Here is a 12,491-nt window from a genome sequence, read left to right on the forward strand (position 1 = left end):
CCGATACGGCCGGTCCGCCGCCCACGTGCGGGCGACGGACCGGATCAAGCCTGAAGTCAGCCCGCGCGCCGCTCGCGGTTGGACTTGCAGGCCACGCACGAGGTGGCCGACGGGAAGACGGCGAGCCGCTCCACCGGGATCGGCTTGGAACAGCCCTCGCAGTTGCCGTACGTGCCGTCCTCCAGGCGCTGCATGGCGTGTTCCGCCTGCGTCCGCCGGTCGAGCAGAGTGCGGATGAGCGACGACGCCGCGTCGCGTTCCGCGGTCTTGGACCCGCTGTCGGCCTGGTCGTCACCGGCGGCGTCGCCGATCTCGACGAGCCGGAGCTTCTGGTTCTCGGCGACGGCTTCCTCGTACTCGGCCGTCAGATCGTCGAACCGGGCCCGCAGCAACTCCCGGATCTGGTCGACCTCATCGCTGGAGCGACCCTTGGCGGTGTCGGCACCTTTACCCGTGATGACCGCGCTGTTGACGAGCATGTGCTCCCCCTGCCCTTCCCTCTGCCCCTGCCGGTGGACGTCCCCCGCGCCGGCCCTTGGCGTCGCACCGTGGAGCCCGCAGATACCCACCGCCGAAGATCCCAAACGGGACCCTCGCAAAAAAGTAACCGCAGCATAACTGTCAGTGCACGTTACCGCCACGGACTGCGCGATCCAGCTTTCGCGTCGCAGCTCAGCGGGGGTGTGACGAGCGATTCATTCATGATCCGACGACCACGGCGGGGCGCCGCGGGTCGTCGAGCCGGACCACGAGATCGGCGAAAGCGGCGGGGTCGACCTCCGCGCCGTAGCGGGCGTACGCGGGCAGCGTCCAGCGCTGCTCCGGCTCGGTGCGCCGCTCCAGCGCGGCCGCCGACAGATGCAGATGGACGGTGACGTCGAAGGGCAGCCCGGAGCCGAGCAGCAGGGGCCCGCTGACGATCACCACGGCGTCCGCGGGCAGCTCCCGGTACGGCTCGCGGGTGGCGCGGTCCGTGCGGGCGTCCCAGAGCCGGGTCACGATGCGCCCGCTGCCGCCCGGGCCCGCCGGGTCGAGCACCTCGCGGCGCAGGCCGGCCTCGTCCAGCCAGCCGAGGTAGAACGAGTCGGGGTTGGCGCGGCCGAACTCCAGGCGAAGCGAGGCCGGCCGCAGGAAGTCGTCGGTGCGTACGCGTACCGCTGCGCGGCCCCGGACCCGCAGCGGAGCGACCAGAGCGTCCGCCAGCGCCGCGGGATCGGCGGCGTCGGCGCCGTCGACGGCGACCCGCAGCCGGCCGTCCGTCGCCGTCGAGGCCAGCCGGTCGGCCAGCTCCTCGACCAGGACCTCGATCGACACCGGACGCACCCGCACCCGGCAATCCTAATCGTGCGGCAGCACCACGATCCGCGCCTCGTCGGCCAGGCGGTAGCCGACGCCGTAGACGGTGGTGATCAGGGGCAGCTGGGTGCCCATCTTGACCCGCAGGCGGCGCACGTGCACGTCCACCGTGCGCTCGCCGGTGTGCTCGTAGCCCCAGACCGCGGTGAGCAGCTGGGTGCGGCTGAACACCCGGCGCGGGTGGTCGGCCAGGAACAGCAGCAGGTCGAACTCGAGCCGGGTCAGCGGCAGCAGCGCGCCGTCGACGAGGACCTGGCGCGACGAGGTCAGCAGCCGGACCTCGATGGTGCCGTCGTGGTGCGCGGCCGGACCGGGCTCGGTGACCCGCGCAGTCGCCGGCGGCTCGACGGCCACGGAGCCCTGACCGGCCTCGACCAGCTCACGGACCGCCTCGATGAGCCGGTGCGCCTGCGGCGGCAGCGCGTCCCCGTTCAGCGGGATGTTGAGCGTGATGGTGAGGGCGGCGGGAGGCACGGGCGCGGGGGCGACGCGGCGGATCGCGGCCAGCCGGCCCGACCCCTTCGCATGTCGTCCCGTGCGTGCCGACAGGGCGGTGACCGCCATGAATCCTCCTGCGTCGAAGAATGGAAACCACGCACCCGACAACGGGCGCGATTTAATGCACGCTTAAACCGCGGTCGATATTTCCGGCCACGCGGTTGCCGGGTCAAGGTGGCATCCACACTGTGGGAAACTCGTTCCATAACCGTTGGATGCATCGTGTTTTCGCGCACCAGGAATGCGAATACCGGCGCGGCGGTTAACGGCGGGCATCCGTTTGTCTTCGGCGACAAATAAAGCGGGAACGCGGGCGATCAGGGCGCCGGCGGGGGCAGGCGCCAGCCCGGCATCGACGGCCAGCGCACGGTCAGCACCACTGTCTCCACGTCCCCGGCCTGCCAAGAGTGGTCCTGGCCGGGGCCCCAGACGACATAGTCGCCGGGCTCGCGCAGCAGCACCGTACGGTCGCGCAACTCGATGTCGAAAGCCCCGTGGATCAGCACGAGCAGCGCCGTACGGACCTCGTCGGTGGCCCACGCCGCGCGCCGATCACCGGGCGGGTGCACGCCCCACTTCACCTCGACGTCGACGCTGTGCAACAGGTCACCCTTGGGCATGAAATGGCCGAGCAGCCAGCCCTGGTTCGCCGCACCGTCCGGCCCGGCCCGGCCCACGTAGACGCCGTCGCTCACCGCTCACCCCCGGATAATGTGCGCCAGACATTAGCACCGTAGGCTGGCCCGCATGCCCGAGGAATTGGATGCCGAAACCATCGCCTTCGCGCACCGGATGTTCGACCTCGCGCGCTCCGGGTCGGCCGAGGAGCTCTCCGGTCAGCTGTCCCAGGGGCTGCCGGCCAATCTCACCAACGACAAGGGTGACACGCTGCTGATTCTGGCGGCTTACCACAACCATCCGCCGACCGTCGCCGTGCTGCTCGAGCACGGCGCCGACCCGGCCCGGGTCAACGACCGCGGTCAGACCGCCCTGGCGGCCGCGGTGTTCCGCAAGAACGCCGACAGTGTCCGGACGCTGCTCGCCGCCGGCGCGGACCCGGCCGCCGGCAGCCCGTCGGCCGTCGAGACGGCCGCCTTCTTCGACCTGCCGGAAATGGCCGCACTGCTGCGTGGGGAGTGACTTTGACGCTCGCGGATGAGATGCGTACGGCGGCCGCCGCTCTGCTGGCGACCGCGGAGGGGCCGGGGGCCGCTGCCGCCTTCGACGACGACCGGGCGCGCCGCTGGATCGAATACCGGCCCCGCCCGCGGCCCGGACTCAGCCTGGCCGACCTCGGCATCGGCGCCCGCAAGGCCGCGCACCGGTTGCTCGCCACCGCGCTGAGCCCGCCGGCGTACGCGCAGGCCATGACCGTGCTGGCGCTCGAGGAGATCCTCGACCGCCGGGAGGGCTGGGCCCGCGGCCGGCACAGCGAGGACTACCAGGTGATCGTCTTCGGCACGCCCGGCGACGACGAGTGGGGCTGGCGCTTCGAGGGTCACCACCTGTCGGTGAGCATGACCGTGGCCGGTGACCGGGTCTCCCCCGCGCCGGTGTTCCTGGGCGCGAACCCGGCCCGGGTCGACACCGCCGGGCGCACGGTGCTGCGCCCGCTGGCCATCGAGGAGGACCTCGCCCACGAGCTGCTGCGGTCGCTGCCCGCGGCGGCCCGCAGCCGGGCGGTGGTGGCCGACGAGGCCCCGTCCGACATCCGCTCGGCCACCCGGCCGGCCAGCGTGCCCCTGTCCCCCGCCGGGATCGCCCGCACCGACCTGCGACCGGGCGAGCGGGCCCTGCTCGACCAGCTCGTCGCGGTGCACCTGGGCCGGCTGCCGGACGAGCTGGCGGCGGCCCTCGACCCGGCCGGCGGCGACGTGCACTTCGCCTGGGAAGGACCGCCCGGCCCGGGCACCCGGCACTACTACCGGATCCAGGCCGACGACCTGCTCATCGAGTTCGACAACACGAGCGACGACGGCAACCACGCGCACAGCGTGCTGCGGCGCCCGCACGGCGACTTCGGCGGCGACATCCTCGCCGCCCACCGCGCGGACGTCCCGCACACCTGAGTGGCGATCAGCCGCCCGAGGTGAGGCGGCGGCCGACGGCGGCGATGAGCCGGTCCAGCTCGGAGCCGAACGGGTTGTCGTGCACCAGGTACGTCCAGGTGGCACTCGGGCGCACGATCTCGGCCTGCTCCGGGTGGTAGCCGTCGCTGAGGTCGAGCTCCTCGAACGTGGCGATGGTGCGCGCCTCGATCTCGGTGAAGACCTTCTGGAACGCCGGCACCGCCGCCCGGTGGAACTCGTCGAGCGGGTCGAGCTTGCCCAGCGCCCGCAGGTGCACACCCTCGCGCACCTCGGAGAGCTCGGCCAGGTGCTCGGCCCAGAGCCGGTCGAGGTGGTAGAGCGCGATCGAGCGGGCGGCGTCGGAGAGCACGTCCTCGTCGATCTCCTTGGCCTTCTCCGGCGACCGCTCGAGCAGCATGATCGTGGCGACCTCGGAGGTGAGCAGCCGTTCCCGGCGCTGGGCCAGGGCGAGGCGCTGCTCCTCGATCACGACGCTGTAGCGCCAGGTGTTGCGGTGGATCTCGTGGTTGACGCCCTCGGCGACGCGCTGGGCGTGCTCGACCGCGTACTCGACCTGCTCGTCGTGCACGACGCCGTCCATGTCCATCCGCGGCGAGGACGGCAGGATGTCGCCGGCGTGCCGGGTGATCAGGTCGTCCTCGAGGCTGACGAAGAACACCGAGCCACCGGGGTCGCCCTGCCGGCCGGCGCGGCCCCGCAGCTGGTCGTCGACGCGGCGGCTGTCGTGCCGGCCGCTGCCGATGACGTACAGGCCGCCCAGCTCGGCGACCTTCTCCGCGTCCTTGCCGTCGCTGCCGCCCAGGCGGATGTCGACGCCGCGGCCGGCCATCTGGGTGGAGACGGTGACCGCGCCCAGGGCACCGGCCTCGGCGATGATCGCCGCTTCCTCGTCGTCGTTCTTGGCGTTGAGCACGTTGCTCGGCACCCCGGCCGCGGCCAGCTGCTTGGCCAGCAGCTCGGAGGCCTTCACGTCGAGGGTGCCGATCAGCACCGGGCGCCCCTTGTCGTGGGCGATCTTGATCTCCTCGACCAGGGCCTCGTCGCGCATGTCGTGCGCGGAGTAGATCCGGTCGGGCTCGTCCTCGCGGATGTTCGGCGTGTTCGACGGGATGACCGCGACCTCGAGCTTGAAGTACTCGCGGAGCTGCTCGCCGACGTGCACCGCGGTGGCGGTCATGCCGCACACCGTCTCGTACAGCGCGATGTAGGCCTGGACGGTGATCGTGTCGAGGACCTCGCCCTCGGCGGTGGCGCTGAGCCCCTCCTTGGCCTCCACGGCGGCCTGCAGACCGTCGGGCCAGCGGCGGCGCTGGGCGACCCGGCCGCGCATCTCGTCGATCAGCTCGACGGTGCCGTCCCGCACGATGTAGTCCACGTCGCGGCGCAGCAGGGCCCGGGCGTGCAGGGCCACGTTGACCGCGGAGAGCTGCTCGACCTGGTCGTCCGCGTACAGGTCGATGCCCATCTTCTTCTCCAGCGCCTCCAGGCCGGCGTTGGAGAAGGCGACGCTGCGGCCGTCCTCGGCCACCTCGTAGTCCTTGCCCGGGCGTAGGTCGCGGACCAGCGCGGCGGCGTCGTGCACCGGGTCGCTCTCGGTGGAGATGCTGCCGGCCAGCACCATCGGCACCCGGGCCTCGTCGATCAGGATCGAGTCGGCCTCGTCGACGATGGCCGTGGCCAGCTTGCGCTGCACCCGGTCGGCGATGTCGGTGACGAGCTGGTCGCGCAGGTAGTCGAAGCCGGCCTCGCTGACCGAGACGTAGGTGACGTCCGCGGCGTACGCCTCGCGGCGCTCCTCGTGGGTGGAGGTCTCGGTGACCCAGCCGACGGACAGGCCCAGCAGCTGGTAGACCGGCTCCATCCAGGTGGCGTCCCGGCGGGCCAGGTAGTCATTCACCGTGAGCACGTGCACCGGGCCGTTGCCCCGCCGCACGTGGCCGTACGCGGCGATGGTGGCGGTCAGCGTCTTGCCCTCACCGGTGGCCATCTCGGCGACCTTGCCGGAGAGCAGCGCCATCGCGCCGACCAGCTGCACGTCGTACGGCCGCTGCTCGAGGGCCCGCCAGGCCGCCTCGCGGCCGACCGCGCAGATCTCGGTGTAGTCGTCCGCCGCGGCGGCGGCCTCGGTCAGCGCGGCGTCGTCGAGCTCACGCAGCGCCTCCTCACGGGCTTCGATGGCCGGCAGCCGGCGCTCGAGCGGCGCCAGATCGACCGTGGTGCCCGGACGCTGCAGGAACTTACGGAACCGGTTCTTGAACCGCTGCGACACACCCATGGGCGGTTACGGTACTTCACTTACCTTGAAACGTGGTGCCGACTCCCGCCTGTTTCGCCCAGGGCTCAGCTGACCAGCAACTGGTGCGCGGCGAGCTCCCGATAGAGCGGGCTGGTCTCCAGCAGTTGCTCGTGCGGGCCGACGGCGACAACCCGCCCCGCTTCCAGCACCACGATCTGATCGCTGTCGACCACCGTGCTCAGCCGGTGCGCCACGATGATCAAGGTGCGCTGGAAGGACGCCGCCGCGATCGCCTCGCGCAGCGATGCCTCGTTGCGGGCGTCGAGATTGCTCGTCGGCTCGTCCAGCAGCAGGATCGGGGCGCCGGCCAGCAGCGTCCGGGCGATGGCCAGGCGCTGACGCTCGCCGCCGGAGAGCAGCACCCCGCCCTCGCCCACCTGCACATCCAGGCCCTCGGGGGTACGGGTCGCCAGCGCGCCGAGATTGACCTGCTCCAGCGCGTCCAGCAGGCGCTGCTCGTCGGCGCCGGGCGCGGTGAGCAGCAGGTTGTCGCGCAGGCTGCCGGCCAGCACCGGGGCTTCCTGCTCGACGTAGCCCAGCCGGCGGCGCAACGCCTCGCGGGGCAGCTGCCGGATGTCGGTGCCGCCGACCCGGATGGCTCCGGAAGTGGTCTCGTAGAAGCGCTCGATGAGAGCGAGCACCGTGGACTTGCCCGCGCCGGACGGCCCGACCAGGGCGATCCGGCTGCCGGCCGGCACGGTGAAGGAGACGTCGCGCAGCACCTCGGTCCCGCCGGGATAGCCGAAGCTGACGTTCTCCAGCAGCACGGCCGGCTCCCCGTCGCCGTCCGGCCCGGCCGGCGCCGGGCTGTCGCCGGCCGTCTCCGACGGCAGATCCAGGACCTCCTCGATGCGCTGCAGGGCGCCGAGGCCGGTCTGGAGCTGGGTGTACGCGTTCAGCGCCTGACCCAGCGGCAGCACCAGGAAGAACAGGAAGAGCACGAACGCCACGAGGTCACCGACACTGATCGCCCCCGACGCCACCCGGGCCCCGCCGACGCCGAGCACCAGCAGGAACGCGCCCTGGGTGGCCGCCGCGGAGGCCGGCCCGATGAGCGCGCGCAGCCGGGCCACCCGCATGCCCGCCTCGTAGGCCTGCGTGGCGCTGCGGGTGACGGTCTCGGCCTCACGCTGCTCGGCGCCGCTGGCCCGGATGGTGCGCGCCGCCGAGATGGCCCGTTCGACGGCGGAGGTCATCTCGCCGAGCCGTTCCTGCGTCAGCTCGGACAGCCCCCGCACCCGGCGCGAGACCGAGATGGCGACGGCCATGCCGACGGCGAGGCCGCACAGGGCCACGCCCAGCAGCAGCGGATCGAGCACCGCCATGGCGACGGTCGCGCCGGCCACCATCACCGTGCCGGTGACGATCTCGAACAGCCCGGACGTGACCACCGCGCGCAGCAGGGTGGTGTCGGCGCCGACCCGGGAAAGCAGGTCACCCGTGCGGCGGGCGTCGTATTCCGCGATGGGCAGGCGCAGCAGGTGCCGCGCCAGCCGGCGGCGGGTGGTCAGCACCAGCCCCTCGGCGGTGCGCTGGAGCAGATAGTCGCGCAGGCCGCCGAGCGCGGCCCCGGTCAGCAGCAGCGCGACCAGCAGAGCCACCGCACCGCCGATCGGCTGCTTGGCCCCGATGCCGTCGAGCACCGAGCGGACCAGCACCGGCTGCACGAGCGCGGTGACCGCGGTGACCAGGGAGAGCCCGCCCACCACGGCCAGCGTGCCGCGATGCTCGCGAAGATAGGGCAGCAGTGCGGGCAGTCCCACTCTCCGCACGGCCATGCGCCGAGCGTAGCCGCGCCCGGCTATCGCGCGAGGGTGTCGCTCAGCACTCTCTCAGCAGGCCAGCACCGCCTGGAGTTCCTGGCGGCGGCGGGCGGCCAGGTCGTCGAGGAACTGCGGTGCATCGTCGAACGGCACCACGGCCGAGACGAGGTGCTTGCGGATCAGGTCGCCGTCGGCGCGCAGCAGGTCGATCGTGGCGGCCGAGAGGCGTTCGCGGTCCCAGGTCGGCGCCAGGCCGCGGGGCACCCGGCCGATCTGGGCGCAGCGCAGGCCCAGCCCGTTGTGGTGGAACTCCTCGCCGAGCCGGACCTCGTCGGCGCCGCCCTGATAGAAGGCCAGGTCGATCACCGTTCCCTGGGGGCGCAGCAGCCGCAGGGCCAGTTGCAGCGCCGAGGCCTGACCGCGGCACTGGAAGACGATGTCGGCGCCGCGGTCGTCCGCGGTGTGCCGCCAGGCCGTCTTGAGGGTGACCGCGGGGTCGCCGTCCTCGGGGTCCAGGGTCTCGAGGCCGAGGGCGGCGGCGACCGCACGCCGCTGTGGCGTCGGGTCGACCACGACCACGGAGGCCGCGCCGTGGGCCCGCGCGAGCAGGGCCGTGAGCAAACCGACCACCCCGGCACCGGTGACCGCGACGCGGCGGCCGGCCACGCCGTCGCCGAGGCTGCGCACATCGGTGCCGTGCAGATCGGCGGCGGCGTGCAGCAGGCCGTTGGCGCAGATCGGGCCCATGTGGGCGACGTAGATGCCCAGCATCGGGTCGAGGTCGGCCGGCAGCGGCACGACCCGGTCGCGCAGCGGATCGCCGGTGTAGCCGGTGCGGTGCCCGTAGGTCATCGCCACGACCGCACCCTCGGCGACCGCCGGGGTGCGGCTCTGCTCGACCCGGCCGACCTCCATGTAGCCGAGCCGGGTGACCGGGAACGGCTGCTCGACCAGACCGCCGAACAGGCCCAGCACCGGGTCGAAGCCGTGGTGCAGGGCCGGGTTGGTGCCCTTGACGTAGCTGAGCTCGGTGCCGGCCGACACCCCGCTGAACAGGGTCGCGACCCGGAACTGGCCGTCGGCGAGCGGGGCCGGCTCCTCCTCGGCGACCGCCAGACGGCCGGGCGCGGTCACGATGATGTTGCGCTCAGACATGCGAGACCTCCGCGGTGCGGGGGGTGACGGTCCGGCCGGTGGCCGCGGCCTCGGCGACGGCCAGGGCAACGGCATGGGTACGCAGCGCCTCCGCGTACGGCACCCGGACGTCGTCGCCGTCGCCCCGGACCGCGTCGATGAACGCCTGGTCCACGGCGATGCGCGCGGTCTCCGGATCACTGTCCACTGTGCGTGGTCCGTCGGCGTCGCGGACCACCAGCCCGGTCTCGGTGACCGCCAGGGCCAGCCCGTCGGCGTAGACCTCCAGGCCCGCCCGTTCCTTCCAGCCCAGCACGCAGGTCGCGGCGAGCGTCCCCACGGCACCGCTCGCGAAGCGCAGCGTGGCGGCGGTCGCGCCGTCCACATCGGCCCCGTCGACCGGCGGCGGCGTGCCGTTGCCGGCCGCCGTCACCTCGGTGACCTCGCCGGCCAGGTGGCGGGCCAGGTCGAGCACGTGGGCGGCCTGCTCGACGACCGGGCCACCGGAGCGGTCCTGGTGCGGCCACCAGGACACCGGCGGCACCTTGTCCAGCCACGCGCCGGTCACCAGCCGTACGGGCCGGTCCTGGAGCAGGGCGCGCGCTTGTTCAACAATCGCGAGATAGCGCCAATGGTGACCGACCGCTGTCACAATCTTACTTTCCGCAATGAGGGCTGCGATTTCGGTAGCTGTATCCCAATCAAGCGAAATAGGCTTTTCGACGAACAATGGCAGTCCAGCGGCCACCACCGCCCGCTCCGCGTCGCCGTGGGCAAAGGGCGGCACGCACACGTAGGCCGCGTCCAGACCGGACCCGAGAAGGGCCTCGACGTCCGGGAACGCCCGCGCGCCGTGCGCGTCCGCGAGGCTCTGCGCCGCCGCCGGAACGACGTCCGTCACGCCCACCACCTGTACACCCGGCAGCCCGGACAACACCCTGGCATGCCGTTGCGCGACACCGCCGGCGCCGATCATTCCCACTCTTGTCCCGGCCATGAGCCCTCCCCGATCGTCGACACCGTCCTGCGGCCCCTCGACTTCTCCGCACCGGCAAATGTGAAACGTCAGGTCTTTCCGCAGCTGGCGGACATCCAGCTGTTACCCGGCGGCAAGATTGGAGGCGGCCGGTCATGGGAAAGTTTCGCGCTTCGCTGTTGATCGTCAACTGGGGGGTGTGCCCATGCGGCACTCGCGCACGAACGTTGCACCGACCGCGTCACCCATCGTCGAGGCCTGGGCGGCCTATCGGACCGGAAACGCCACACAATGGACATCCCGGCAACTGGCCCGCGCGAAGAAAGGCACCCGCGTCAGCGTGGTGATCCCGGCACGCAACGAGGAGGCGACGGTCGGCGCCATCGTGTCGACCATCCACGAGCACCTGAGCGTGAAGGTTCCGCTGGTGGACGAGATCCTGGTGGTGGACTCCCGGTCCACCGACGCGACCGCCCTGGTGGCGCGCGCGGCCGGGGCCCGGGTCGTGCACCAGGACGACGTGACCCGCGGCCTGCCCCGGATGGAGGGCAAGGGCGACGCACTCTGGGCCGGTCTCGCGGCCAGCACCGGTGACGTGGTCGCCTTCGTCGACGGTGACCTGCGCGACTTCTCCCCGCACTTCGTGACCGGCCTGCTCGGGCCGCTGCTCACCGACCCGTCGGTCGAGTTCGTCAAGGGCTTCTACCACCGCCCGCTGGTCAGCAACACCGGCGTCGAGACCGACGGCGGCGGCCGGGTCACCGAGCTCGCCGCGCGCCCCCTGATCAACCTGTTCTGGCCGGACCTGGCCGGCGTGGTCCAGCCCCTGGCCGGCGAGTACGCGGGCCGCCGCACGACCCTGGAACAGATCCCCTTCGTCTCCGGGTACGGCGTCGAGATCGCGATGCTGATCGACCTGCTGGACCTGGTCGGCCTGGACGCGCTGGCCCAGGTCGACCTCGGCGAGCGGTTCCACCGTCACCAGGGCACCGAGGCGCTGGGCCGGATGTCGGCCCAGATCATGGTGACGGCGTGGTCCCGGCTGCACCGCCGTGGCCTGGTCACCGACGCGCTGCCGCCCTCGACGCTGCTCACCCAGTTCCGTCGCGGCGGCGCCGACGCCCTGCCGCACCTGGACCGCGAGATTGTGCTCAGCGAGGTGGGCGTCACGGAACGGCCGCCGCTGAAGACCATGGCGCGCAGGTCGGTGCCGGCCGCATGAGAGTCCTGATGAACGCGGGGCCGTGGCTCCCGGTCCCCCCGAACGGTTACGGCGGCATCGAGAACGTCATCGCCACCCTGGTGCCCGAGCTGCGCCGGCTCGGGGTCGAGGTGGTGCTCGCCACCGTGACGGAGAGCACGCTGGCGGTGGACGAGCAGGTGTCCGTCTACGACACCGGCCAGTTCGCTCAGCTGCAGCGGCCGTACAACCAGGTGTGCGGGATCGTGCCCGCGCACCTGCACGCCGTGCGGCGCCGGCTCGCCGAGGGCGACATCGACCTGGTGCACGACCACGTCGAGGCGGCCGGGCTGGCCACTCTGGCCGCGCTGGGCCCGGACTCGCCACCCGGCCTGCACACCCTGCACTGGGATCTGGCCAAGCACCCCGAGTTGTACGGCACCTTCGACGGTGGCGACCGGGTCCGGGTCAACGGCGTCTCGGCGAACCAGCTGACCCACGCCCCGGCCGCGCTGCGGGCACACGCCGTCGGCCACGTGCACCTCGCGACACCGCTGGCGGACGGGGCCGATCTGCGCTCCCCGGTCGGCAAGGAGGACTACGCGGTCGTGCTGGGCCGGATCAATCCCGGCAAGGGCCAGGACCTGGCGGCCCGGCTCGCACACAGTGCCGGCTTCGACCTCGTGCTGGCCGGGCCCGTCGGGCCGTACCACCGTCCCGAGGATCTCGCCGCGGCCGGCCCGGCGGCGGCGCAGAATCCGGATGTGCGGTTCTGGCAGGAGCACGTGGCGCCGCACGTCGACGGTGACCGGGTCCGCTGGGTCGGCACGGTGACCGGGCACGACCGCGACGACCTGGTCGCGCGGGCCCGGGCCGCACTCTTCCCGCTGCGCTGGGAGGAGCCCGGCGGTACGGCGGTGGTCGAGTCGCTCGCGCTGGGCACCCCGGTGATCGGCATCGCCCGGGGCTGCCTGCCCGAGCTCATCGAGCACGGCCGGACCGGCCTGCTCACCTCCGACGAGGAGGAACTGGGCGAACTGGTGGCCGCGGCCGGCACGATCGCCGAGGCCGCCTGCCGGGAGGAGGCCGCCCGTCGGTTCACCCCCGCGGTGATGGCATCCTCGTATCTCGGCCTCTACGAACGGGTACGCGACGGGGCCGCCGTCGGGGTGTGATGCCGCTCCTTGCGTTTGCCCCG

General features: G+C 72.5%; 12 protein-coding genes and 1 pseudogene. 4 read left to right on the top strand and 9 right to left on the bottom strand.

What is annotated here, in order from left to right; genetic code table 11:
- Nucleotides 1–56 precede the first annotated feature (56 nt).
- The 4 genes from ACQP2Y_RS30600 to ACQP2Y_RS30615 all read right to left on the bottom strand — a co-directional run bounded on the left by ACQP2Y_RS30600 (nucleotide 57) and on the right by ACQP2Y_RS30615 (nucleotide 2,549).
- Nucleotides 57–479, bottom strand: a complete 423-nt coding sequence (locus ACQP2Y_RS30600) for a TraR/DksA family transcriptional regulator (protein ID WP_360830648.1) — start codon at nucleotides 477–479, stop codon at nucleotides 57–59.
- Between the two features lie 220 nt (nucleotides 480–699).
- Nucleotides 700–1,329 (bottom strand): uridine kinase, encoded by a 630-nt coding sequence (locus tag ACQP2Y_RS30605; protein ID WP_433718640.1) that lies wholly within the window; start codon nucleotides 1,327–1,329, stop codon nucleotides 700–702.
- Nucleotides 1,330–1,338: 9 nt separating this feature from the next.
- Entirely contained in the window at nucleotides 1,339–1,809 is a 471-nt protein-coding gene (locus ACQP2Y_RS30610; RefSeq protein WP_433732139.1) for a winged helix-turn-helix domain-containing protein, read from the bottom strand.
- 362 nt (nucleotides 1,810–2,171) lie between these two features.
- Nucleotides 2,172–2,549 (bottom strand): signal peptidase I, encoded by a 378-nt coding sequence (locus ACQP2Y_RS30615; RefSeq protein ID WP_433718642.1) that lies wholly within the window; start codon nucleotides 2,547–2,549, stop codon nucleotides 2,172–2,174.
- A gap of 52 nt (nucleotides 2,550–2,601) precedes the next feature.
- On the opposite strand from ACQP2Y_RS30615, the gene ACQP2Y_RS30620 reads away from it, so the two are divergent.
- Together ACQP2Y_RS30620 and ACQP2Y_RS30625 are read left to right on the top strand one after the other, a co-directional pair.
- Nucleotides 2,602–2,994, top strand: coding sequence for an ankyrin repeat domain-containing protein (locus ACQP2Y_RS30620; protein WP_433718644.1), 393 nt, complete (start codon nucleotides 2,602–2,604; stop codon nucleotides 2,992–2,994).
- A 20-nt stretch (nucleotides 2,995–3,014) separates the two neighbouring features.
- The gene (locus ACQP2Y_RS30625) at nucleotides 3,015–3,923 is read left to right on the top strand and encodes a DUF3500 domain-containing protein (RefSeq protein WP_433732141.1); all 909 of its coding nucleotides are present in this window, start codon (nucleotides 3,015–3,017) and stop codon (nucleotides 3,921–3,923) included.
- A 7-nt stretch (nucleotides 3,924–3,930) separates the two neighbouring features.
- Here the strand turns inward: ACQP2Y_RS30625 and secA2 are convergent, their stop codons facing one another.
- From secA2 to ACQP2Y_RS30650, 5 genes and pseudogenes are all read right to left on the bottom strand, one after another.
- Nucleotides 3,931–6,219 (bottom strand): accessory Sec system translocase SecA2, encoded by a 2,289-nt coding sequence (secA2, locus tag ACQP2Y_RS30630; RefSeq protein ID WP_433718646.1) that lies wholly within the window; start codon nucleotides 6,217–6,219, stop codon nucleotides 3,931–3,933.
- A 65-nt stretch (nucleotides 6,220–6,284) separates the two neighbouring features.
- Nucleotides 6,285–8,018 carry an ABC transporter ATP-binding protein gene (locus ACQP2Y_RS30635; protein ID WP_433718648.1) on the bottom strand — a complete coding sequence of 578 codons (1,734 nt, stop codon included), beginning with the start codon at nucleotides 8,016–8,018 and terminating at the stop codon, nucleotides 6,285–6,287.
- Between the two features lie 54 nt (nucleotides 8,019–8,072).
- Nucleotides 8,073–9,158 carry a zinc-dependent alcohol dehydrogenase gene (locus ACQP2Y_RS30640; RefSeq protein ID WP_433718650.1) on the bottom strand — a complete coding sequence of 362 codons (1,086 nt, stop codon included), beginning with the start codon at nucleotides 9,156–9,158 and terminating at the stop codon, nucleotides 8,073–8,075.
- Complete coding sequence (locus ACQP2Y_RS30645) at nucleotides 9,151–9,789, bottom strand: Gfo/Idh/MocA family protein (protein WP_433732143.1); 639 nt, start codon at nucleotides 9,787–9,789, stop codon at nucleotides 9,151–9,153. The genes ACQP2Y_RS30640 and ACQP2Y_RS30645 overlap by 8 nt, the downstream gene beginning before the upstream one ends.
- Before the next feature lie 42 nt (nucleotides 9,790–9,831).
- Nucleotides 9,832–10,134 (bottom strand): annotated as a pseudogene (locus ACQP2Y_RS30650) (Gfo/Idh/MocA family protein); the annotation flags it as partial.
- 184 nt (nucleotides 10,135–10,318) lie between these two features.
- Between ACQP2Y_RS30650 and ACQP2Y_RS30655 the strand changes: the two are divergent.
- Both ACQP2Y_RS30655 and ACQP2Y_RS30660 read left to right on the top strand, forming a co-directional pair.
- Nucleotides 10,319–11,335 carry a glucosyl-3-phosphoglycerate synthase gene (locus tag ACQP2Y_RS30655; RefSeq protein ID WP_433718652.1) on the top strand — a complete coding sequence of 339 codons (1,017 nt, stop codon included), beginning with the start codon at nucleotides 10,319–10,321 and terminating at the stop codon, nucleotides 11,333–11,335.
- The gene (locus ACQP2Y_RS30660) at nucleotides 11,332–12,468 is read left to right on the top strand and encodes a glycosyltransferase (protein ID WP_433718654.1); all 1,137 of its coding nucleotides are present in this window, start codon (nucleotides 11,332–11,334) and stop codon (nucleotides 12,466–12,468) included. Before ACQP2Y_RS30655 ends, ACQP2Y_RS30660 begins: the two co-directional genes overlap by 4 nt.
- Nucleotides 12,469–12,491 lie beyond the last annotated feature (23 nt).

Source organism: Actinoplanes sp. CA-051413 (genome assembly GCF_050955795.1).
Lineage (GTDB): Bacteria > Actinomycetota > Actinomycetes > Mycobacteriales > Micromonosporaceae > Actinoplanes.